Source organism: Pontibacter burrus, from assembly GCF_010686685.1.
Classification (GTDB): domain Bacteria; phylum Bacteroidota; class Bacteroidia; order Cytophagales; family Hymenobacteraceae; genus Pontibacter; species Pontibacter burrus.
In genome coordinates this window covers 760,955-784,722 of sequence record NZ_JAAGWD010000001.1, presented here as the reverse complement: position 1 = coordinate 784,722, position 23,768 = coordinate 760,955, and the positions used below count along the sequence as shown (strand labels likewise).

Here is a 23,768-nt window from a genome sequence, read left to right as displayed (position 1 = left end):
TATTTTACTACTATTTAGCTGCTGTTCCTTTAATTTTAGCAATGATAGCATCTGCTAAGTTCTGCGGCACTTGCTCATAGTGTGAGAAAGTAAGAGACGCAGTAGCTCTACCTGACGTGATCGTACGAAGGTCAGTAACATAACCGAATAGTTCAGATAAAGGAACATCAGCTTTCACTACTGTAGATGTACCTTTTGTATCCATACCTTTCATGATACCCCTTCTTCTGTTCAAGTCACCAGTTACAGGACCTGTGTACTCATCAGGTGTAACAACATCAACTGCCATGATTGGCTCAAGAAGTTTTGGAGCGCACTGCTTTCCTGCTTCTTTAAAGCCTTGACGAGCTGCTAATTCAAATGATAATGAATCTGAGTCTACATCGTGATACGAACCATGGAACAGACGAACTTTCATTGAGTCAATTGGGAAGCCTGCTAGAATACCATTCTTCATTGCTTCTTCAAAGCCTTTCTGAACAGCTGGGATAAATTCTTTAGGAATTACACCACCCACGATAGCATTAACGAACTCAAGTCCTTGTTTACCATCTTCACGTGGTCCCATCTCAAATACGATGTCGGCAAACTTACCACGACCACCAGACTGTTTCTTGAATACCTCACGGTGTTCAACACTCTTAGTGATTGTTTCTTTGTAAGCTACCTGTGGAGCACCCTGGTTCAATTCAACCTTAAACTCGCGTTTCATACGGTCGATGATGATTTCCAGGTGAAGCTCACCCATACCTCTTAAGATAGTCTGACCTGTTTCCTCGTCAGTATTAACCTGAAGAGTTGGATCTTCTTCAACAAGTTTGGCTATTGCCATACCCATCTTATCAGAGTCAGCCTGTGTTTTAGGTTCGATTGCATAACCAATTACTGGCTCTGGGAACTCCATTGATTCAAGTACGATTTTCGCATTTTGATCACACAGCGTATCACCTGTCTTAATATCTTTAAAACCAACAACTGCTGCAATATCACCAGCTTCCAATCTTTCGATCTGGTTCTGCTTATTTGCATGCATCTGGAAGATACGAGAGATACGCTCTTTATTGTTTGAGCGAGAATTGTAAACATACGATCCTGCTTCCAGTACACCTGAATAAGCACGAACGAAGCACAGACGACCTACATAAGGGTCAGTAGCAATTTTAAAAGCTAGACCTGCAAATGGCTCACTTGCGGAAGGTTTTCTCGCAACTTCTGCGCCAGTATCCGGATTCGTACCAATGATACTTTCTTTCTCAACTGGTGATGGAAGCAATGCCATCACATAGTCTAGCATTGTCTGTACACCTTTGTTTTTGAAAGATGACCCACAAAGCATTGGCACGATTGCCATATCTATAGTTGCAGCACGTAGAGCAGCTAAGATCTCACCCTCAGTAATTGAGTTTGGATCTTCAAAATACTTCTCCATCAGAGACTCATCGTACTCTGCTACTGCTTCCAGAAGTTTTTCTCTATATTCTTCAGCTTCCTCCATCATATCATCTGGAATTGGCACTTCTGTAAAGGTCATCCCCTTATCTTCAGTATTCCAAACAATCGCTCTGAAGTTCACTAAATCTACTACACCTCTGAAATTATCCTCTGATCCGATAGGCAACTGTAATGCTACAGCATTGCTACCAAGCATTTCTTTTACTTGCTTACATACAGCAAGAAAATCAGCACCTGAACGGTCCATTTTGTTAACGAAACCAAGACGAGCTACTTTATAGTTGTCAGCTAATCTCCAGTTTGTTTCTGATTGAGGCTCCACACCATCAACAGCACTGAAAAGGAATACTAGTCCGTCAAGTACACGAAGTGAACGGTTTACCTCTACAGTAAAGTCAACGTGACCTGGCGTATCAATAATATTGATATGGTAGTCATTACCTCTGTATGGCCAGTTTACTGTTACAGCTGCAGATGTAATGGTAATACCACGCTCCTGCTCCTGCTCCATCCAGTCTGTAGTAGCAGAACCTTCGTGTGTTTCACCAAGTTTATGCGACTTACCAGTGTAATAAAGAATACGCTCAGTTGTAGTGGTTTTACCAGCATCGATGTGAGCAGCAATACCAATATTTCTTGTATATTTTAAGTCTCTTGCCATCGATTAAAATCTAAAGTGTGAGAATGCTTTGTTCGCTTCTGCCATTCTGTGCGTATCGTCCTTTTTCTTAACGGCAGCACCTTCACCCTTAGCAGCTGCAATTATCTCACCTGCTAATTTATCCTTCATTGTCTTCTCACCTCTCTTGCGTGAGTAGGAAATCATCCATTTGATTCCCAGAGATACTCTGCGGTCCGGACGAACCTCAGTCGGCACTTGGAAAGTAGCTCCTCCAACACGACGGCTTTTAACTTCTACACTAGGCATGATGTTGTTCAATGCCTTTTTCCAAGTTTCAAGACCGTTCTCTTTTGTTCTTTGCTCTACTAGATCTACAGCATCATAGAAGATACCATAAGCAACACTTTTCTTACCATCTACCATCAGGTAGTTTACAAAACGTGTTACTAAAGTTTCTTTGTATTTTGGATCTGGAAGGAGAATTCTACTCTTCGGCTTTGCTTTTCTCATTGTATTAAACGCTATTTATTATTTCTTTTTACCTTTTCCGGCAGCTGCAGCTGGCTGACCTGGCTTAGGTCTCTTCGCACCGTATTTAGAACGAGACTGAAGACGGCCATTTACTCCTGCTGTATCCAGTGCACCACGCACGATATGGTAACGAACACCCGGAAGGTCTTTTACTCTTCCACCTCTGATCAGAACAATTGAGTGTTCCTGCAGGTTGTGTCCTTCACCTGGAATGTAAGCGTTCACTTCTTTACCATTTGTTAATCTCACCCTTGCAACTTTACGCATTGCAGAGTTTGGTTTCTTTGGCGTAGTTGTGTACACTCTTGTGCATACTCCACGTCGCTGAGGGCATGCATCCAAGGCAGGAGACTTAGAATTATAAGTCAGTTTCTCTCTACCTTTTCTTACTAATTGCTGTATAGTAGGCATTTACAATCTGTTAATTATAGATTTATCCAATTTAAATTTCGGACTGCAAAGGTATAAAAATCACTTTGCAATTTCAAAATTTTAATTTATTAATTATTAGCAACTTATGCTTCTCCTACCGTCCCTCCGAAGTTCATCGGAAAGGATGGAGCTTCATTTGCCTGCTTTATTTCGCCAAAGCTACTCTCGTATTTTTTGATGTTATCAGCCAGAGCTGCTAATAATCTTTTAGCATGCTCTGGCGTAATAACTACTCTTGATTTTACTTTTGCTTTTGGCAAACCTGGCATCAGACGTATAAAATCGATTACAAATTCACTGCTTGAGTGCGCTATCATAGCCAAGTTTGCATACTGCCCTTCCGCTATTTCTTCTGTCAGCTCAATGTTTATCTGGTTCTGGTTCTTATTTTCTTCTGCCATCAGTCGCCTTATTTATTCTGCAGTGTCTGCTGTCTTGATTTAGCACTCGTTTTCTTAGATTCTACTAACGAATCGTATTCATCCTGGCTTCCTACTATCAGTTTCTGATATTCTTTCAGACCTGTACCAGCTGGAATCAGGTGTCCAACAATTACGTTTTCTTTCAATCCTAATAACTCGTCCGCTTTACCTTTAATAGCAGCTTCGCTCAGTACTTTTGTAGTTTCCTGGAATGATGCTGCAGAAATAAAGCTCTGCGTACCTAGTGATGCCTGGGTTATACCTTGTAGCGTTGGACGAGATACTGCCGGAGAAGCATCACGTACTGTTACTAGTTGAAGGTCTCTACGCTTCAGACTCGAGTTTTCATCACGCAGTCGTCTTGCAGTTACAATCTGACCTGGCTTCAGGCTTGTGGAATCGCCAGCTTCTTCTACCACTTTCATGTCGATGATGCGGTCGTTTTCTTCCATGAAGTTAACTTTATCCACTACCTGATGCTCTAGGAAGCTAGTATCACCTGGATCGATAATTACCACCTTCTGCATCATCTGACGAACCACCACTTCAATGTGCTTATCATTGATTTTAACACCTTGCAGACGGTATACCTCCTGGATTTCGTTCACAAGATACTCCTGTACTGCACCTGGCCCCTGAATATTCAGGATGTCTGTTGGTGTGATAGCACCATCTGATAATGGCATACCTGCACGCACAAAGTCATTGTCCTGTACCAGAATGTGTTTCGAAAGTGGAACCATATACTTTTTCTTCACACCATCTTTCGACTCAATGAAGATTTCTCGGTTACCACGCTTCACACTACCATAGGTAACGACGCCATCGATTTCAGATACAACTGCCGGGTTGGACGGGTTACGAGCTTCAAATAGTTCCGTAACGCGTGGCAGACCACCTGTAATGTCTCGCGTTTTACCAATAGCACGAGGTATCTTCACCAGGATTTGACCTGCTTTGATTTTCTCGCCATCTTCCACTACAATGTGTGCACCTACAGGAATGTTATAACCTTTCGGCTCGCCATTCTTCGGTTTTACAACTATAGCAGGGTTTTGTGTTTTATCTTTTGTATCGATAATTACCTTTTCACGGTAACCTGTCTGCTCATCGGATTCTTCGCGGTATGTAATGCCTTCGATGATCGACTCATAAGCAATTGTTCCATCAAATTCTGATAGAATAACCGCATTGTATGGATCCCAGCTACAGATATTATCACCTTTCTCTACTACATCGCCATTGCTCACAGTCAGGAATGAACCGTAAGGCACGTGGTTAGATATAAACAGTTTACCTGTATTCGGGTCAACTATTTTTACTTCACCTGAACGTCCCATTACCACTTTAACAGGTTCGCCTTCGTTATTTACTGTATCGATTGTACGAACATCTTCATACTCGATTTTACCAGCAAACTTGGCTTTTATAGTTGCTTCTACCGCAATGTTAGATGCTGTACCACCCACGTGGAACGTACGAAGTGTCAGCTGTGTACCTGGCTCACCGATTGATTGAGCTGCGATAACTCCCACAGCTTCACCTTTCTGCACCATAAATCCTGTTGCCAGGTTACGTCCGTAGCATTTAGCGCATATACCTCGCTTAGATTCACAGGTAAGTACTGATCTGATCTCTACAGTTTCAATTGCTGTGTTTTCAATTACACGCGCAATGTCTTCTGTGATTTCTGCTCCTGACTCAACTATAAGCTCGTTATTGATCGGATCGTACACATCGTGTACCGTTACACGGCCAAGTATACGCTCAGATAAAGACTCAACTACATCTTCATTGTCTTTAAGTGCACTCACTTCTAGACCTCTCAGCGTACCGCAGTCTTCTTCATTCACGATCACATCCTGAGATACGTCTACCAGACGACGAGTCAGGTAACCAGCATCCGCAGTTTTAAGAGCCGTATCGGCAAGACCTTTACGAGCACCGTGTGTTGAAATGAAGTACTCGATTACATCCAGACCTTCCTTGAAATTAGAAAGGATTGGGTTTTCGATAATTTCACCTACTGAACCTTGCAATGATTTCTGAGGCTTAGCCATCAGACCACGCATACCACCCAGCTGACGTATCTGCTCTCTGGAACCACGGGCACCAGAGTGCATCATCATAAAGATCGAGTTAAAGCCCTGATCTTCATTTTCTAAGCGACGCATCAACGTTTCAGTAATCTGATTGTTGATACGGGTCCAGATATCGATTACCTGGTTATAACGCTCGTTATCTGTGATCAGACCCATCGAGTAGTTTTGCCACACTGCATCTACATCTTTCTTTGCCTGCTCAACAAGAATCTCTTTCTCAGCCGGGATGTTGATATCACCAAGACCCATTGACAGACCGCCCTTATAAGCGGACTGGAAGCCCAGTGTTTTGATATCATCCAGGAAGTGAGCTGTACGAGCCATACCTGTTTCTTTGAACACGCGAGAGATTACCTGCTGAAGTTTTTTCTTAGTCAGGAGCTCATCAATGTATCCAACTTCTTTCGGTACGAACTGGTTGAAGATCACACGACCAGCAACCGTTTCAATTAATTTATTTTCGATTTCGCCTTTTTCATTCTTTACATCCACACGAACTTTAATGTATGCATGCTTAGAAAGACGACCTTCGTTAATGGCGATGATAACTTCCTCCGAAGAGTAGAAGCTCATACCTTCGCCTTTTATAGTTTCATTCTCTGTGCTACGCTTACCTTTGGTTACATAGTATAGACCAAGAACCATGTCCTGAGATGGTACTGCAATTGGAGCACCGTTTGCAGGGTTCAGGATATTGTGCGAAGCAAGCATCAGCATAGAAGCTTCCAGGATGGCTGCAGGTCCTAGTGGAACGTGCACCGCCATCTGGTCACCGTCAAAGTCGGCGTTGAAAGCCGTACACACCAGCGGGTGTAACTGTATCGCTTTACCTTCGATCAGTTTTGGCTGGAATGCCTGTATACCAAGTCTGTGGAGCGTAGGAGCACGGTTAAGGAGTACCGGGTGGCCTTTCAACACATTCTCCAGGATATCCCAAACAACGGGGTCCTTACGATCTACAATTTTCTTAGCTGACTTTACAGTCTTAACGATACCTCTTTCGATCAGCTTGCGGATGATGAACGGCTTGAAAAGCTCAGCTGCCATATTTTTAGGCAGACCGCACTCGTGCAGTTTCAGTTCTGGACCAACCACAATAACCGAACGGCCAGAGTAGTCAACACGCTTACCAAGTAAGTTCTGACGGAAACGTCCCTGCTTACCTTTCAGCATATCAGAAAGAGACTTCAGTGCACGGTTACCTTCTGCACGAACAGCGTTCACTTTTCGTGAGTTATCGAACAGAGAGTCTACCGCTTCCTGTAGCATACGCTTCTCGTTACGAAGAATTACTTCAGGAGCTTTGATCTCAATCAGACGCTTCAGACGGTTGTTACGAATGATAACACGTCTATACAGGTCGTTCAAGTCAGAAGTAGCGAAACGGCCACCATCCAACGGAACAAGCGGACGAAGCTCTGGTGGAATAACAGGTACCATGCGGATGATCATCCACTCTGGTCTGTTCTCAATACGTGTACCCGCATCGCGGAAGGCTTCAACTACGCGCAGACGCTTCAGCGCTTCAGCTTTACGCTGTTGCGATGTTTCGTGTGCGGCAGCATGACGTAGTTCGTAAGAAAGATCATCCAGGTTAATACGCTCCAACAGCATCTGTAGGGCTTCAGCGCCCATTTTAGCGATGAATTTGTTTGGATCGTTGTTATCTAGTATCTGATTCTCACGTGGTAATTTATCTACCATGTCCAGGTACTCGTCTTCTGTCAGGAAGTCCAGTGTACTAACACCATCTTCTGCCAAAATACCTGGCTGTATTACTACATATCTTTCATAATAGATAATCTGGTCAAGCTTTTTAGTTGGTAAGCCTAAGAGATAACCTATTTTGTTCGGAAGAGATTTGAAATACCAGATGTGCGCTACAGGAACAACAAGCTCAATATGGCCCATACGCTCACGACGCACTTTTTTCTCAGTCACCTCTACACCACAACGGTCGCAGATAATGCCTTTGTATCTGATTCTTTTATACTTTCCGCAGTGGCATTCCCAGTCCTTTACAGGTCCGAATATTCTTTCGCAGAATAGACCACCCATTTCAGGCTTATAGGTTCTATAGTTGATTGTCTCAGGCTTTGTAACCTCACCATTTGAGCGCTCCAGAATAGACTCTGGAGAGGCCAGGCTTATAGTTACTTTTGAGAAGTCCTGAGTTAGCTTTTTGGTTTTTGCAAATGCCATATTATTCTAATAATATCGATACAAAAATGTGCTTTACAGCTGATCTGTTAAAGTGCGCTAAGCGCTAAGGATTTCTCCAAAGCGCTCAGCTTATACTTTACTACTCCAGCGTGATTTCCAGTGCCAGACCTCTTAGTTCGTGAATCAGTACGTTGAATGATTCCGGGATATTTGGTTTTGGCAACACGTCGCCTTTCACAATAGCTTCATAAGCTTTTGCACGGCCAATCACGTCGTCAGACTTCACTGTTAGAATTTCCTGCAGCACGTTAGAAGCACCAAAGGCTTCCAGTGCCCACACCTCCATCTCACCGAAACGCTGACCACCGAACTGAGCTTTACCACCCAGCGGCTGCTGTGTAATCAGAGAGTATGGTCCGATAGAACGGGCGTGCATCTTATCATCAACTAAGTGACCTAGTTTCAGCATATAGATTACACCTACTGTTACCGGCTGATCAAATCTGTCGCCTGATAAGCCATCGAACAGGTAAGTTCTACCGAATCTCGGTAAGCCTGCTTCAGCCAGCTCTGCGGAAACCTGATCTTCAGAAGCACCGTCGAAGATAGGCGTTGCATATTTACGACCTAACTTCAGACCAGCCCATCCAAGAACAGTTTCGTAGATCTGACCAATGTTCATCCTCGAAGGTACACCCAGCGGGTTCAGAACGATATCCATCGGAGTACCATCTTCTAAGAACGGCATGTCTTCATCACGCACAATACGGGCAACTATACCTTTGTTACCGTGACGACCGGCCATTTTATCACCCACTTTCAGCTTACGCTTCTTAGCGATGTAAACTTTAGCCAGCTGCACAATACCTGCCGGTAATTCATCACCAACCTCTAGCGTGAATCTTTCACGCTTAAAGTGTGCAGAAATAATGTTACGACGCTTGGTATAGTTCTTCACTAACTCTAATAGCATAGTGTTAGTTTGCTCGTCGCTTGTCCAGTTCTCAAGAATCAAGTCCTTGAACATGTTCACTTCTTCAGGAACAGCGTAGTTGCTCTCATCTTTATAAAGATTCTTCTCTGGGAAGAGCGCTTCTACAATATTCTTTCTGGTGAACTTCACACCTTTCGTCAGGATTTCATCTCCGAACTTATGTCTGATTCCCTGTGTAGTTTTGCCTTCCAGCAACGCTACCAGCTTCTCAACCATAATATTCTTTATAGCGATCAGATCCTTAGAGTACTTCACTTTAAGCTCTTCTACTTCTTTCTTAGATTTAGCTCTAAGATTCTTATCCTTTTTAGGACGAGAGAAAAGTTTAGTTTCAATAACTACACCATTCAGTGACGGCGGTGCTTTAAGCGATGCATCTTTCACATCACCAGCTTTATCACCGAAGATCGCTCTTAGAAGCTTCTCTTCTGGAGTAGGATCAGTTTCACCCTTAGGAGTGATCTTGCCTATCAGAATATCACCTTCTTTAACTTCAGCACCTATTCTGATGATACCGTTTTCATCCAGGTTACGAACCGCTTCTTCGCTCACGTTCGGGATTTCCGAAGTTAATTCTTCTTCACCACGCTTCGTTTCACGAACTTCCAGCTCAAACTCTTCTATGTGGATTGATGTGAATACATCATCACGAACTACTCTTTCAGAGATTACAATAGCATCCTCGAAGTTATACCCTTGCCATGGCATAAAAGCCACCTGCAGGTTACGTCCAAGAGCAAGTTCTCCTTCGTTCGTTGCATATCCTTCGCACAGTGGCTCACCTTTCATTACACGTTGGCCTGTTCTCACAATTGGAGTCAGGTTAATGCATGTATCCTGGTTAGTTCTGCGGAATTTGATCAGATTGTAGGTTACATACTCAGCATCAAATGACACTAGTTTCTCTTCATCAGTCAGATCGTATTTCACTACAATCTTAGTAGAGTCTACAAAGTCAATCACACCATCACCTTCAGCCACTACAAGTGCTCTGGAGTCAATTGCCGCTCTGCCTTCTAGACCTGTACCAACTATAGGAGCTTGTGGTTTCAGTAGTGGTACTGCCTGGCGTTGCATGTTCGATCCCATCAGGGCACGGTTAGCATCGTCGTGCTCAAGGAATGGAATCAGGGATGCCGCTACCGATACAATCTGGTTCGGAGCGATGTCCATGTATGTATATCTTGTAGGCTCTTCAACCGGGAAGTCACCTTCAAATCTACCTTTTACTCTTTCATTAACGAAGTTACCACTTTCATCGATCACAGCATTTGCCTGAGCAATGTGGTGGGTATCTTCTTCTTCTGCAGTCAGGTACTCTATAGTTCCATCTACCTGTACTTTACCATCGATCACCTTGCGATAAGGGGTCTCGATGAAGCCCATATGATTTACGCGAGCATGTACACACAGAGAGGAAATCAGACCAATGTTTGGTCCTTCCGGCGTCTCGATTGTACACAGACGACCATAGTGCGTGTAGTGAACGTCACGTACCTCGAAGCCGGCACGCTCTCTCGAAAGACCGCCTGGCCCTAAAGCAGAAACACGACGCTTGTGTGTTACCTCTGCCAGAGGGTTCGTCTGGTCCATGAACTGAGACAGCTGGTTTGTACCGAAGAATGAGTTGATTACTGAAGATAATGTACGTGCATTGATCAGGTCAACTGGTTTGAAATCTTCATTATCACGCACGTTCATACGCTCCTTTATAGTTCTGGCCATACGTGCCAGACCTACGCCGAACTGCGCATAAAGCTGCTCACCAACAGTTCTTACTCGACGGTTGCTCAAGTGGTCGATGTCATCCACTACAGCTCTTGAGTTAATCAAACCGATCAGGTACTTCACGATCAGAACAATGTCATCGTTAGTTAATACCTTAGCTTCCCAGTTTGTATCGATACCGAGCTTCTTGTTAATTCTATAGCGACCAACTTCACCTAAATCATAACGCTTATCAGAGAAGAAAAGCTTCTGAATAATATCACGTGCAGTTTCTTCATCCGGAGCCTCGGTATTACGAAGCTGGCGATAGATCTGCTCTACCGCTTCTTTTTCAGAGTTTGAATTATCCTTCTGTAAAGTGTTATAGATGATCGCGTAGTCAGCTATATTAACATTCTCACGGTGAAGAATGATTGACTTAGCACCAGAATCAAGGATAGTATCTATATCTTCTGCTTTGATTTCAGAATCACGCTCCAGCAATACTTCGTTTCTATCGATAGATACTACTTCACCAGTATCTTCATCAACAAAGTCTTCAGTCCAGGTTCTTAGCACACGTGCAGCCAGCTTTCTGCCCACCGCATTCTTAAGATTGGTTTTATTTGCTGGTATTTCCTCTGACAGACCAAACAGGTCTAAGATATCTTTATCTGTGCCATAGCCAATAGCTCTCAATAAGGTAGTCACCGGGAACTTCTTCTTACGGTCGATGTAAGCGTACATCACGTTGTTAACGTCTGTAGCAAACTCCACCCATGACCCTTTGAAAGGGATGATTCTGGCAGAATAAAGTTTTGTACCATTTGTATGCTTGCTTTGAGCAAAGAATACACCTGGTGATCTATGTAGCTGAGATACGATTACTCGTTCGGCACCATTTATTACAAACGAGCCTTTCTCAGTCATATATGGGATATTTCCTAAGAAAACTTCCTGCTCAATTGTCTCAAAGTCTTCGTTGTCTTCATCATTACAGATAAGACGAAGCTTAGCTTTAAGTGGAACAGAATATGTTAATCCTCTGTCAATGCTCTCATCAACAGAATATTTTGGAGGGTCTACGTGATAGTCGATGAACTCCAGAACGAAGTTCTCACGTGAGTCGGAAATAGGAAAATTCTCAGCAAATACTTTGAATAAGCCTTCCTGTGCTCTATTTTCAGCTGCTGTTTCAAGCTGAAAGAAATCGCGGAAAGACTGCAACTGAACATCCAGGAAGTCAGGATAGTCTATTACCGGAGTGATAGAGGCAAAATTTATACGCTCTGTCGTTTTATTCTTAGCCAAAGCCATGGAAATTTAACGTTTACAATAAGTTCCGAGCTCCCGGGCTACGCTTAGCCATGGGCAAAAAAAGGACTCAAATTTTGAATCCGTATACAAACAGGAAAAGACCTGACTGATTCGCCAGGTCTACCTGTTCTCGATATGTTGATAAAGTGAGATTATTTGATCTCCACTTCAGCACCAGCTTCTTCCAAAGATTTTTTCAGAGATTCTGCTTCATCTTTAGCTACGCCTTCTTTCAGAGCTTTAGGAGCGCCATCAACTACTTCTTTAGCTTCTTTCAGGCCAAGACCTGTAAGTTCTTTCACTAGCTTAACAACTGCTAGTTTTGATGCACCAGCTGACTTAAGGATTACGTCAAAAGAAGTTTTCTCTTCTGCAGCAGCTCCTCCTTCAGCAGCACCACCACCAGCAACCATTACTGGAGCAGCAGCAGCAGGCTCAATGCCGTACTCATCCTTAAGGATTGTAGCTAGTTCGTTAACTTCTTTCACAGTTAAGTTTACTAACTGCTCAGCGAATGCTTTTAAATCTGCCATTTTTTATTGAAATTAAAAGTTACTTATTGATTACGTTTTTAAAAAAATTATTCTTTTTCAGATAGAGTTTTAAGAATTCCTGCAAGCTTGTTACCGCCACCCTGTAGGCCGGAAATAACATTCTTAGCTGGAGACTGAAGTAAGCCAATCACATCACCGATAAGCTCAAACTTAGACTTGATTGTTGCAAGTGTATCCAGTTGGTTTTCACCAACATAAATTCCTGCATCAATAAAGGCACCCTTTAAAAGTGGAAGCGTGTTACCTTTTTTTCTGAAGTCTTTTATAAGCTTAGCAGGTGCGTTACCTGATTCAGTCGAGAACAAAATACCTGAAGCGCCTTTCAGTACGCCTTCAAGGGCAGTAGTATCAGCTTCTAAAGTATCTAGTGCTTTCTTAATTAATGTATTCTTATAAACCTTGTATTCTAGGCCTCTATCGAATGCCATTCTTCTGAACTGGTTGATGCTGGCTACATTCATAGTAGAAGCATCAGTGATATAGAAGTAGTTGGTATTAGCTAACTTCTCGCTCAGGTCTTTTACAATTATCTCTTTTTCTTCCCTGGTCATTTTTCTTAGATAGTTGCGTTCTTATCAACAATTACGGCCGGGCTCATTGTGCTTGACAATGTAATGCTCTTGATGTAAGTACCCTTCGCTGAAGATGGCTTCAGGCGGTTCAGTGTTGCAATTACTTCTGCAGCATTAGCAGCTAGTTGCTCTGGCGTAAAAGAAACTTTACCAACACTTGTGTGGATGATACCAGTCTTATCTACTTTGAAGTCGATTTTACCGGCTTTAACTTCTTTAACAGCTTTCGCTACATCCTGGGTAACAGTACCGGACTTAGGGTTTGGCATCAGGTTACGAGGACCTAATATTCTACCCAAACGACCAACCTTTGCCATTACTGCAGGCATAGTAATGATCACATCGATGTCAGTCCAGCCTTTTTCGATCTTTTGGATATAATCATCCAGACCAACGTAGTCAGCGCCTGCATCTTTTGCTTCCTGCTCTTTGTCAGGAGTTACTAATGCAAGAACTCTAACCTCTTTACCAGTACCATGAGGCAGGGTAACAATACCTCGTACCATCTGGTCTGCTTTGCGAGGGTCAACTCCTAAGCGTACATCTATATCAACAGAAGCATCAAACTTTGTAAAAGTGATCTCTTTTACAACCGAGGCTGCATCTGTCAAAGAATACTCTTTTGATAAGTCAGCTTTAGCTAAAGCTGCTTTTCTGTTTTTTGATATCTTCGCCATTATCCTCTAACTGTTATTGTTCGTTCCATGGAGCTGCACCCGAAACTGTAATACCCATGCTTCTTGCTGTACCAGCAACCATTTTCATAGCTGATTCCAGTTTGAAAGCATTTAAATCAGGCATTTTCAGTTCTGCAATCTCTTTAACCTGATCCCAAGTAACTGAACCCACTTTGTTACGGTTTGGCTCTTTAGAGCCTCCCTTAATTTTAGCAGCATCCATTAACAATACTGGAGCAGGTGGCGTCTTAACAACGAAGTCGAAGGACTTATCTGCGTAGATTGTAATCAATACTGGTAACACCTGGCCAGGCTTATCCTGAGTTCTAGCATTAAACTGCTTACAGAACTCCATGATATTAAGACCCTTAGAACCAAGTGCAGGTCCAACCGGTGGCGATGGATTCGCGGCACCTCCCTTTATCTGAAGTTTCAGATAACCTTTTATTTCCTTTGCCATTATTTATAAACTACGATTCTTTTTCTACCTGCATGTAATTCAGCTCAACCGGTGTGTTTCTACCAAAGATCTTCACCATTACGTTAAGCTTCTTACGTTCTTCAAATACCTCTTCCACTGTACCTGAGAATCCACTGAAAGGGCCATCCATTACTTTTACAGTTTCACCAACTATAAATGGAGTATCTAATATTTCAGCCTGCTCCTCTGCTTCATCTACTGTACCCAGAATTCTGTTCACCTCTGACTGACGCAACGGAACAGGCTTCTTGTTTGCTTCACCGCTTCCTGATCCAAGAAAACCAATCACACCTGGTGTACTAATAATCAGGTGTTCGGCTTCGCCATGGCTCAGGTCTGCATTTACAAGCACATAACCAGGAAAGAAGTTTCTTTCTCTGATCCTTTTCTTACCACCACGCATCTCATATACTTTCTCAGCAGGAATAAGCACCTGAGGCACATATTCTTCCAGATGATGGCGCATTATTTCATTCTCGAGGTATGCCTTTGCTTTTTTCTCCTGTCCACTTACGGCACGAACTACATACCATTTTAAATCAGCCATAGCTTTTCTTTAAAATTGGTTATAGAACCAAGATAAACCAGAATCAAAAACAAAATCCATTGCACCTACAACAAGGGCAAACACTAAAGAACCTATCAGTACAAGCACAGAGCTGTTTTGTAACTCTTTAAATGAAGGCCAAGAGACTTTATCTCTCATTTCCTCCACTGTTCCGTTTATGTATTCTTTAATGCTGCTCATCTTATAAATGTCTGAGTTTTTAACTTGCACGGGTGGAGAGACTCGAACTCCCAGCCAACGGTTTTGGAGACCGCTACTCTACCAATTGAGCTACACCCGTAAAAAAATGCACGCCATTTAGCGAAATGGAGTGCAAATTTATTTATTTGTTTCTTAAAAACAAACCCGTTCCCAATTTTTTATTGGAAACGGGCTGCTTTATTATATTTAGTCAAGGATTTCAGTTACCTGACCGGCACCTACTGTTCTACCACCCTCACGGATAGCGAAACGCAGACCTTTTTCCATGGCTACTTTGTTGATCAACTTCACAGTAATTGTGATGTTATCACCTGGCATAACCATTTCTACACCTTCAGGAAGAACGATCTCACCTGTAACGTCTGTTGTTCTGAAGTAGAACTGTGGACGGTACTTGTTAAAGAATGGAGTGTGACGTCCACCTTCTTCTTTAGAAAGAACGTAAACCTCAGCTTTGAACTCCATGTGAGGCTTCACTGAACCTGGCTTACAGATAACCATACCACGACGGATATCAGTTTTCTCAATACCACGCAGTAACAGACCTACGTTGTCACCAGCTTCACCTCTGTCAAGGATCTTACGGAACATTTCAACACCAGTAACGGTAGACTTCATGTTCTCAGCACCCATACCAAGGATCTCAACTGGATCACCTGAGTTAATTACACCACGCTCAATACGGCCAGTAGCAACAGTACCACGACCAGTAATTGAGAATACGTCCTCAACTGGCATCAGGAATGGAAGATCAACCAGACGAGTTGGGATTGGAATCCAGTTATCAACTGCTTCCATCAGATCTTCAATAGTTTTCACCCATTTCGCATCGCCATTCAGACCACCTAAAGCAGAACCCTGGATTACTGGAATGTTATCGCCATCGAAATCGTAGAAAGAAAGAAGCTCACGGATTTCCATTTCAACAAGCTCAAGAAGCTCTGGATCATCCACCATGTCCACTTTGTTCATGAACACTACAAGCTGAGGTACACCTACCTGACGAGCAAGAAGGATGTGCTCACGAGTTTGTGGCATCGGACCATCAGTAGCAGCAACCACAAGGATAGCACCGTCCATCTGAGCAGCACCAGTAACCATGTTTTTCACGTAGTCAGCGTGACCTGGGCAGTCAACGTGAGCATAGTGACGGTTTGCAGTAGCGTACTCTACGTGAGAAGTATTGATAGTAATACCTCTTTCTTTTTCTTCAGGAGCGTTATCAATAGAAGAGAAGTCGCGGAGAGTAGCAAGACCTTTGTTAGCCAATACAGTTGTAATGGCAGCAGTCAAAGTTGTTTTGCCGTGGTCAACGTGACCGATTGTACCGATGTTTACGTGCGGTTTGGAACGGTCAAATGTTTCTTTAGCCATTGTATGATATAAAATTAAGGTTAAAACGTTTAAGTTTAAGTTGTGCTCTTTACACGAACAGACTTAGAGCCAACGATGGGAATTGAACCCACGACCCCTTCCTTACCAAGGAAGTACTCTACCCCTGAGCTACGTCGGCTTTTAGCTTTACTAAAACTTTGTTTATACTAAAAAGGAAATCCATATACATGAAATTCCTTCCTGCAAAACCAGTTCGTTTAAATCTGCTCTAATGAGCGGGAGACGAGGGTCGAACTCGCGGCCTATAGCTTGGAAGGCTATCGCTCTACCAACTGAGCTACTCCCGCTTTTAATCTTGAAACCCAGGTTTTAAACGAACTCATTTCAATTCGTTTAAAACCTGGAGTCTATCGTGGGGAGAGCAGGATTCGAACCTGCGAAGTCATTACAACAACGGAGTTACAGTCCGTCCCATTTGGCCGCTCTGGAATCTCCCCAAACGCTAAATTTAATCAGCTTTACCCTTCAGAATATCAGCACCAAATGCGCTGTTCGTTCTAAGGAGATGCAAAATTAAGCGCTTTTTAGTTATAGTCAAATATTCGATTAAAAAATATTCAAAAAAATTAGTTGCCGTTTTGCTGTAAAGCCTGTTTATACATGTCTGTCAGGCGTTTATCTTTCTCATTGGCACTAATTTTCTGCAACTTTTCTTCTACACCAGGCTGGTCAGACATCACCATTAGCCCCTGAAATGCTGCCATTCGGACATAATAGAGGTTGTGGTTGGCTGCAATATCAGCTAAAACATCTATAGTTTCCGGAGTATTACTCTCGCTGTTAGTGGCAAGGTAAGCGCTAAAACTTTGTAATAAATAGTAAAGTCCGCTACCTCTGCTCTGCTTTAGCTTCTGCATAAACCAATCGTACTTCTCCGGCCCACCCTGCATGGCATAGATAGATGATAGGGCAATAACGATTTCTTCATTCTTTTCTTTCTCGAATCTCTTAAGCTTTTGCATGGCATCTTCTGCTCCCGATGCTGCATAGGCAATAATACCTGCAGCTGCCACCTGGTAAGAGCTGTCATTCAATGCTGCTTCGTATATACTTTTATATTTTTCACCTCCCCAACCTGCAAGCACTAATACAGCATCCGCTCTAACAGTTCCTTTTTTGTCCTGTTTTGCTAACTGTTGCACTTGGTTAACAAGGCTAGGCTGCGCGTCTTTCATATCCGACATAGCATTAAGTGCCATGCTTCTAATAAACCAGAAATCGTTTTTCAGAGCATCCTGTAAAAGCGTGAGGTTCTCTTTCGGATTTTGAGTGAACACATTTAATGCTTCGTACTCAGGTATAAGTTGCTTGCTGTGATAGAATTGGTACTTCAGCTCTTCCTGAGCCTTCTTATGATCAACTACAGCTAACAGTTGCTTCTCTCCATCAAACAGTACCAATTGTGGCTTAGCATTAACAGGGAATGTAAAAGATTGTAGTGACTTTGTGACCTCTATAGGATAGTCTGTTTTTTTGTCATTAACCCATACTGAAATGGTGACTGGTAAGCGGTATATCGGCATGTAGGTTGTATCCTGTAGCTGCTGCACATTAAGTTGCAATTGCCCATTCTGGTAACTATGGCTCACTTGTAGTTCCGGGTGTCCTGGTTTCATAAACCACTGATCAAAGAACCACATCAGGTCCTGACCGGTTACATCTTCAAAAGCCATTCGAAGTTCCGCTATCTCTACATCAGTAAACTTGTTTTTAGTGAGATACTGATTAAGTGAAGCAAAGAAAGCATCATCGCCTACCAGCTTGCGCAACATGTGCAGCACACGCCCCCCTTTGGCATATGAATGGCTGTCGAACATATCTTCTTTATCGGCATACTGGTACCGGATAAGTGGTTCACGCTTGGTCTCGGCCTCGTCCAGGTATTGGCTCATCTCATCCAGGTGGGCATAAGCGGCCTCATCAGGCCCGTATTTATGTTCTGTCCAGAGATACTCGCTATAGTTGGCGAAGGCTTCGTTTAGTGGCAGGTTGGCCCACGACTCTGTAGTAACTAAGTTTCCGAACCACTGATGAAAGAGTTCATGCGCAATTATACCATCCCAGTGTTTGTCCAGCAGTTCACGTTCATTTAGCTGCAGATCTTCCATGAAAGTAGAAGCTGACGTGTTTTCCATTGCGCCGGACACAAAGTCACGCACAACTACCTGAGCATACTTTGCCCACGGATAATCTACCCCCAGCTTTTTGGTAAAGAACTCCATCATCTCCGGCGTATGGCCGAATATTTTCCTGGCTGTATTTTTATATTCCGGCTCTACATAGTAGGTAAGCTCAATATTGCGCCATTTATCTTTAACTACGGCGTATTCTCCTATTGCCATCATGGCCAGGTAAGGGGCATGTGGCAGCTCCTGCTTCCAGTAATCTGTTTTGGTACCGTCAGCATTCTGGCGTGAGTACACAAAAGTTCCGTTCGAGAGCGTCGTAAAGTTTTTGTCTACAGTAATATAAATATCCTGTGTCATGCGCTCATTAGGCGCATCTATAGTTGGGAACCAGGCAGAACTGGCTTCAGTTTCTCCTTGCGTCCAAATCTGGCGTGGTTTATTAGGATCCTCACCCAGCGGATTTATAAAGTACAACCCCTTATCTTCGGTAATGGCATCGCTGCCACCGGAAGCCAGCTCATTTGGTTTAGCCGTATAGTCTATCTCTATAATATATTTCTCATCGCGGGTAAAAGTACGACCTAGCTCGATCGTTAGCTTCTGGCCATCATAACTATACTTCAGCGGCGTGCCATCCAGCCCCTTCATCAGGTTTATGCTGTGTATGTCAAACCCTTTCGCATCTAACACCAATGTGTTCTGCGGGTAGAAGTAGGGCTTTAAGGTTAGCTCGGCCAGGCCATGTAAGTGCTGCTTCTGCCAGTCAAAGCTTACTCTGAGTGTAGTATGCAGCAGGTCGTGATGCCGTGTGCGCGATGGGTTGAAGGCATGCTTCTTTGGCGCCCACACCGGGACATCGGTTTGGGCAGCGGTAGTAGCAGAAGTAGATTTATCTGAAGATTTTGAGGCGGAAGTTGCTTCTTTGTTTGTGGCACAGCCGCTTGCAAATGCCATTGCCGTTGCAAGACCAACTATACTCAGAAACCGATGTTTCATGGTAGGTTATATTAATTTTGACTTCAATTTCTAAAATTACTCTGAGAATTCAACTATCTTTAGGCTCCAAAACCAGAAATAAGAGATGCTGCAGGTAAAAACCGCTAACGACAAAACATGGCAGGTTGACATACAAAAAGATGCTATACTTCTCAACAATACTCCTTTAAACTGGGACATCGCTCCTTTAGGGAATAACACCTACCACATCATCCATAACTATAAGTCTTACACAGCTGAACTGGTGCAGGCCGACTATCAGGCAAAAACCTTCACGTTTAAGATTAACGGAACTACCCATACGGTAAGTGTTAAGGACCAGTTCGACCTGTTACTTGATAAACTGGGCATGAGCAATGCAAATACCCAGAAAGTAAATGACGTAAAGGCTCCTATGCCTGGTCTTATACTTGATATTAAGGTACAGCCAGGGCAGGAAGTAAAGAAAGGCGACCCGATCATGATCCTGGAAGCGATGAAGATGGAGAACATTTTGAAGTCGCCGGGAGATGGAGTGGTAAAAGAGATAAAGGTAGCAGTAAAACAGAACGTGGAGAAAAACCAGGTTTTGATCCTATTTTAGTTTTTTGGTGTTGCCAGCAGGGCAGCCCTTTGCCGCCCGAATCAAGGATAAAGTATCTGTAAACTACATAACTATAGATCGTGAAGTATAAACGAATTTTATTAAAACTAAGCGGTGAAGCACTAATGGGCGATCAGCAGTACGGCATTGACTCGGAAAGATTGATGCAGTATGCGCAGGAGATAAAGGAAGTGGCAGCGCTTGGTGTAGAGGTAGCAGTAGTAATTGGCGGTGGCAACATCTTTAGAGGTGTACAGGCCGAAGAAGTAGGCTTAGACCGTGTGCAGGGAGATTACATGGGCATGCTGGCAACAGTAATCAATAGTATGGCCCTGCAGAGTGCGCTTGAGAAATTAGGCGTTTACACCCGTTTATTATCAGGCATCAACATTCAGCAGGTGTGTGAACCTTACATTCGCCGCCGTGCAGTGCGTCACTTGGAAAAAGGCCGTGTGGTTATTTTTGGTGCTGGTACCGGTAACCCTTATTTCACTACAGATTCAGCAGCCAGCTTGCGCGCCATCGAAATTGAGGCAGATGTGGTACTGAAAGGCACTCGCGTAGATGGTATCTACTCTGCTGACCCGGAGAAAGATCCGAACGCCATATTCTATTCAGACATCTCTTTCCGCGATGTGTTTGAAAAAGGCCTGAACGTAATGGACATGACCGCCTTTACACTATGCAAGGAAAATGACCTGCCGATCATTGTTTTTGATATGAACAAACCAGGCAACCTGAAGCGCGTAGTTAGCGGCGATAAAGTGGGCACACTTGTAACCATGACTGAAGGAGCATAATTGCTTCTGCAGCTAATATACAGGAATTAATAATTTTGTAACCTCAAAGTATACTTATAGTTTAACTAAGAATCTTAAGCTACAATTGATATGACGGAAGAAATTCAGTTTTACCTCAGCGAAGCAGAGGAGTCTATGCAAAAGGCTGTACAGCACACCGGCGCAGAGCTAACTAAAATTAGAGCCGGTAAAGCATCTCCTGCTATGGTAGAGCACCTGAGAGTAGATTACTACGGCACACCAACACCCATTTCGCAGGTAGCCAACATTGGCACTCCGGATGCACGTACCCTTATGATTAAGCCATGGGAAAAAAACATGTTGGGCGAGATCAACAAAGCTATTAAGAACAGCGATCTTGGTCTTAATCCACAGCAGGAAGCTGATGCTATCCGTTTGAATATTCCGGCACTTACTGAGGAACGCCGCCGCGAACTGGTAAAGCAGGTGAAAGGTGAGACAGAGTCTGGTAAAGTTGCAGTGCGCAACATCCGTAAAGATGTAAACGACACCCTGAGAAAACTTCAGAAAGAAGGCACTTCAGAAGATGCAGTACGCGATGCAGAAGCCAAAGTACAGAAAATGACAGATGCTTACATCGTGAAGATCGATGAGCTGCTGAGTAAGAAAGAAGCTGAGATCATGACGATCTAAGCTTTCAGGATCAAAACTCAACTATAAAAAAGAAGCCCTGCGAGTAAGTTCGCAGGGCTTATTTTTTGTCTGAGCTTCTAGTTAATGTAACTCTATAGTTAATAGTACCAAACTATAGAACTGTACTTCAAAACTAAACTATAGTTTGATAAACAAAAACGGTATTAAGTTCTGGAGACCAGCAATAGCTAACTATACAGCTTATGTACTTTGATATACTCGATCACATCGTCGGGCATCATGTATTTCACACTTTTCTCTTCCCGGATACATTGCCTGATAAAAGTTGCTGAAATATCCAGTACAGGCGCTTTCACAAACTTCATGTTCGGGTAAGTAGCCAGCTCTTCGGTAACGGAGCCAGATCTTGGGTAAACATATACCTGGTGGTACTCCAGTATGCGCTCATAGTTCTTCCATTTCGGGAACAACGGCACATTGTCTTCACCCATAATCAGCACAAACTCGTAGCTCGGGTACTTTTCCTGCAGGTACGTCAGTGTATCAATCGTATAACTTGGCTTGGGCATACTGAACTCGATGTTCGACACCCCCAGGTTTGGATTATCCGCTATCGCCAACGACACCATATGCAGCCGATCGAACTCGTGCAGCAGCGTGTTACTGGGTTTAAACGGATTTTGCGGCGACACTACCAGCCACACCGTATCCAGGTCGGTGTTGGTGGCCATATAGTTGGCAAGTATTAGGTGGCCGGTATGGATCGGGTTAAAAGAACCAAACAGTAGCCCTACCTTCATACTATAGCCGGTTCTGACTTCAGGAAATCGTTAACTAGCTTCTCGGCTTTAGTGCAGGCAGTCTCCAGGTTATCATTCACAATAACCTCATCAAACTGGTCTTCAAATCCCATCTCAAAATTGGCTTTAAAAACCCGGCTGCTGATGCTCGATGCCGAATCGGTGTTACGTGCAGTCAGGCGTTTAGCCAGTTCTTCGATAGAAGGGGGCTTAACAAAAACGGCTAGCGCTCTTTCTTTGTAAAAATGCTTTATGCTTAATCCTCCTTTAACGTCTACATCCAGTATGGCGTGTTTTCCGCTTGCCCAGATACGTTCTATCTCTGATTTTAATGTTCCGTAAAAAGCACCCTCATATACTTCTTCCCATTCAACAAATTCGTCGTTTGCGATTTTAGTTTTAAACTCTTCAGGAGTGATGAAGTAGTAATCTTTTCCGTTTTCTTCGGTTCGGCCGCGCTTATCGCGGGTGCAGGCTGAAATGGAGAAGTTTAATTCCGGGTTTACGCTTAGCAGGTGCTTTACAATGGTAGTTTTACCGGCTCCGGATGGGGCCGAGAAGATAATAATCTTTCCTTGCATCAGGGGTGTTTAAATGGTTTCCTGTATTTTGGCTTTTATAGTTTGCGCCAGGCTTTCGGGCACTATAACACGCTTTAGGTGGCCACTAATGAGTCCTTTTAGGAGTTTTTGTTTTTGATGGTTTTCGAAGCAGTTTACGCACTCTTCAATATGTTTATTAAAGAAGTGCTGCTCTTCGGCAGATGCCTCTCCGTCTACCATAAGGTCAAGCAGGTTAATAACCTGTTCGCACCCGTTCCCATTCTCCTCTGCAGGCTCTTTCTGATACATTTCTGTAAATTTCGATTCCATCTTTACTCAACTAAAGTATTTTTCTAACTGTTGTAACCCATTGTTTTGGCGTATTTTTCAAGTTTTTCTTTTAAAGAGTTGCGGGCGCGGTGCAGCCTTGATCGTACCGTACCAATAGGAATGTCCAGAATTTTGGCCATTTCCTCGTAGGTAAAACCCTCCAGGTCACAAAGTATGATTACTGTTCTGAAGTCTACTGGGAGTGTATTTAAAGCACTTGCCACTTCATCCCCGATCAGGTCCTGCACACTTTCGCTACGCATATCGGTTGTTGTGGCCACGCCACTATCCCCTTCTACGTCGTCGGTGTTATAGTACCCTTCTACTTCGCTATAATCTACCTTAGCGGGCTGCTTACTTTTTTTTCTGAACTCGTTAATGAAGGAGTTCTTCAGGATTCGGAACAGCCATGCTTTGGCATTAGTTCCTTGCTCGAAGTAGTCAAAAAAGCGGTATGCCTTCAGGTAGGTTTCCTGCACCAGGTCGTTGGCATCATCCTCATCTAAGGTGAGTCTGTAGGCAAAGTTGTACAGAGGGTCCAGCACAGGCAATAGCTCTGCCTCAAAACGGGCGTCTTTCTCCTCTTTACTTAATTGTTTACCTGTTTGCTCGCTCATCTAAGTATAGTTTATACCTTTAGTAAAGTCCCCTAGGCGTATTGTACGCAAATATAGGAATTTAAATTACATACCTCTCTTGCCACATAAGGGTTGCAACCGCAACCTGCAGTAGGTTGCCTTTTGTGCAATTATAGTCTAACGTATACGCAAATCCGGGTTATAG

21 protein-coding genes and 4 tRNA genes are annotated in these 23,768 nt (G+C 43.3%); 3 read left to right on the top strand and 22 right to left on the bottom strand.

Features of this window, described 5'->3' with window-relative positions:
• Positions 1-10: 10 nt before the first annotated feature.
• The 18 genes from fusA to GXP69_RS03515 all read right to left on the bottom strand — a co-directional run bounded on the left by fusA (position 11) and on the right by GXP69_RS03515 (position 19,315).
• On the bottom strand, positions 11-2,113 hold the full coding sequence (gene fusA / locus GXP69_RS03600) for an elongation factor G (protein ID WP_163912454.1): 2,103 nt from the start codon (positions 2,111-2,113) through the stop codon (positions 11-13).
• Positions 2,114-2,116: 3 nt separating this feature from the next.
• Positions 2,117-2,584, bottom strand: a complete 468-nt coding sequence (gene rpsG / locus GXP69_RS03595) for a 30S ribosomal protein S7 (RefSeq protein ID WP_162346206.1) — start codon at positions 2,582-2,584, stop codon at positions 2,117-2,119.
• Positions 2,585-2,602: 18 nt separating this feature from the next.
• Positions 2,603-3,016, bottom strand: coding sequence for a 30S ribosomal protein S12 (gene rpsL, locus GXP69_RS03590; protein WP_163912452.1), 414 nt, complete (start codon positions 3,014-3,016; stop codon positions 2,603-2,605).
• Between the two features lie 104 nt (positions 3,017-3,120).
• On the bottom strand, positions 3,121-3,438 hold the full coding sequence (locus tag GXP69_RS03585) for a DUF3467 domain-containing protein (protein WP_163912450.1): 318 nt from the start codon (positions 3,436-3,438) through the stop codon (positions 3,121-3,123).
• Positions 3,439-3,446: 8 nt separating this feature from the next.
• On the bottom strand, positions 3,447-7,763 hold the full coding sequence (rpoC, locus tag GXP69_RS03580) for a DNA-directed RNA polymerase subunit beta' (protein WP_163912448.1): 4,317 nt from the start codon (positions 7,761-7,763) through the stop codon (positions 3,447-3,449).
• A 100-nt stretch (positions 7,764-7,863) separates the two neighbouring features.
• Complete coding sequence (rpoB, locus tag GXP69_RS03575; protein WP_163912446.1) at positions 7,864-11,742, bottom strand: DNA-directed RNA polymerase subunit beta; 3,879 nt, start codon at positions 11,740-11,742, stop codon at positions 7,864-7,866.
• Positions 11,743-11,894: 152 nt separating this feature from the next.
• Positions 11,895-12,275: a 50S ribosomal protein L7/L12 gene (gene rplL, locus GXP69_RS03570; RefSeq protein ID WP_163912444.1), complete on the bottom strand. Its 381-nt coding sequence runs from the start codon at positions 12,273-12,275 to the stop codon at positions 11,895-11,897.
• A 47-nt stretch (positions 12,276-12,322) separates the two neighbouring features.
• Positions 12,323-12,847 (bottom strand): 50S ribosomal protein L10, encoded by a 525-nt coding sequence (rplJ, locus tag GXP69_RS03565; RefSeq protein WP_163912442.1) that lies wholly within the window; start codon positions 12,845-12,847, stop codon positions 12,323-12,325.
• A gap of 5 nt (positions 12,848-12,852) precedes the next feature.
• The gene (rplA, locus tag GXP69_RS03560; RefSeq protein ID WP_163912441.1) at positions 12,853-13,545 is read right to left on the bottom strand and encodes a 50S ribosomal protein L1; all 693 of its coding nucleotides are present in this window, start codon (positions 13,543-13,545) and stop codon (positions 12,853-12,855) included.
• A gap of 13 nt (positions 13,546-13,558) precedes the next feature.
• The gene (rplK, locus tag GXP69_RS03555; RefSeq protein WP_163912439.1) at positions 13,559-14,005 is read right to left on the bottom strand and encodes a 50S ribosomal protein L11; all 447 of its coding nucleotides are present in this window, start codon (positions 14,003-14,005) and stop codon (positions 13,559-13,561) included.
• 10 nt (positions 14,006-14,015) lie between these two features.
• Positions 14,016-14,573, bottom strand: a complete 558-nt coding sequence (gene nusG, locus GXP69_RS03550; RefSeq protein WP_163912437.1) for a transcription termination/antitermination protein NusG — start codon at positions 14,571-14,573, stop codon at positions 14,016-14,018.
• Positions 14,574-14,582: 9 nt separating this feature from the next.
• On the bottom strand, positions 14,583-14,774 hold the full coding sequence (secE, locus tag GXP69_RS03545; RefSeq protein ID WP_163912436.1) for a preprotein translocase subunit SecE: 192 nt from the start codon (positions 14,772-14,774) through the stop codon (positions 14,583-14,585).
• A 27-nt stretch (positions 14,775-14,801) separates the two neighbouring features.
• Positions 14,802-14,874, bottom strand: a tRNA-Trp gene (locus GXP69_RS03540).
• Between the two features lie 107 nt (positions 14,875-14,981).
• The gene (tuf, locus tag GXP69_RS03535; RefSeq protein ID WP_163912434.1) at positions 14,982-16,169 is read right to left on the bottom strand and encodes an elongation factor Tu; all 1,188 of its coding nucleotides are present in this window, start codon (positions 16,167-16,169) and stop codon (positions 14,982-14,984) included.
• Between the two features lie 67 nt (positions 16,170-16,236).
• Positions 16,237-16,308, bottom strand: a tRNA-Thr gene (locus GXP69_RS03530).
• Positions 16,309-16,404: 96 nt separating this feature from the next.
• Positions 16,405-16,477 (bottom strand) — tRNA-Gly (locus tag GXP69_RS03525).
• 66 nt (positions 16,478-16,543) lie between these two features.
• Positions 16,544-16,627: transfer RNA gene (locus GXP69_RS03520), tRNA-Tyr, on the bottom strand.
• A gap of 129 nt (positions 16,628-16,756) precedes the next feature.
• Positions 16,757-19,315 (bottom strand): M1 family metallopeptidase, encoded by a 2,559-nt coding sequence (locus GXP69_RS03515; protein WP_163912432.1) that lies wholly within the window; start codon positions 19,313-19,315, stop codon positions 16,757-16,759.
• An 85-nt stretch (positions 19,316-19,400) separates the two neighbouring features.
• On the opposite strand from GXP69_RS03515, the gene GXP69_RS03510 reads away from it, so the two are divergent.
• The 3 genes from GXP69_RS03510 to frr all read left to right on the top strand — a co-directional run bounded on the left by GXP69_RS03510 (position 19,401) and on the right by frr (position 21,352).
• The gene (locus tag GXP69_RS03510) at positions 19,401-19,898 is read left to right on the top strand and encodes a biotin/lipoyl-containing protein (protein ID WP_163912430.1); all 498 of its coding nucleotides are present in this window, start codon (positions 19,401-19,403) and stop codon (positions 19,896-19,898) included.
• Positions 19,899-19,978: 80 nt separating this feature from the next.
• Positions 19,979-20,698 (top strand): UMP kinase, encoded by a 720-nt coding sequence (gene pyrH / locus GXP69_RS03505; RefSeq protein WP_163912428.1) that lies wholly within the window; start codon positions 19,979-19,981, stop codon positions 20,696-20,698.
• A gap of 90 nt (positions 20,699-20,788) precedes the next feature.
• Entirely contained in the window at positions 20,789-21,352 is a 564-nt protein-coding gene (gene frr, locus GXP69_RS03500; RefSeq protein WP_163912426.1) for a ribosome recycling factor, read from the top strand.
• Positions 21,353-21,540: 188 nt separating this feature from the next.
• Here the strand turns inward: frr and nadD are convergent, their stop codons facing one another.
• Genes nadD through GXP69_RS03480 form a run of 4 tightly spaced genes read right to left on the bottom strand, consistent with a single transcriptional unit; the run spans position 21,541 to position 23,602 of the window.
• Positions 21,541-22,113 (bottom strand): nicotinate (nicotinamide) nucleotide adenylyltransferase, encoded by a 573-nt coding sequence (gene nadD / locus GXP69_RS03495; RefSeq protein WP_163912424.1) that lies wholly within the window; start codon positions 22,111-22,113, stop codon positions 21,541-21,543.
• The gene (gmk, locus tag GXP69_RS03490) at positions 22,110-22,694 is read right to left on the bottom strand and encodes a guanylate kinase (RefSeq protein WP_163912422.1); all 585 of its coding nucleotides are present in this window, start codon (positions 22,692-22,694) and stop codon (positions 22,110-22,112) included. Before gmk ends, nadD begins: the two co-directional genes overlap by 4 nt.
• A gap of 9 nt (positions 22,695-22,703) precedes the next feature.
• Positions 22,704-22,985 carry an anti-sigma factor family protein gene (locus GXP69_RS03485; protein ID WP_163912420.1) on the bottom strand — a complete coding sequence of 94 codons (282 nt, stop codon included), beginning with the start codon at positions 22,983-22,985 and terminating at the stop codon, positions 22,704-22,706.
• 23 nt (positions 22,986-23,008) lie between these two features.
• Positions 23,009-23,602, bottom strand: a complete 594-nt coding sequence (locus GXP69_RS03480) for a sigma-70 family RNA polymerase sigma factor (protein WP_163912418.1) — start codon at positions 23,600-23,602, stop codon at positions 23,009-23,011.
• Positions 23,603-23,768: the final 166 nt, after the last annotated feature.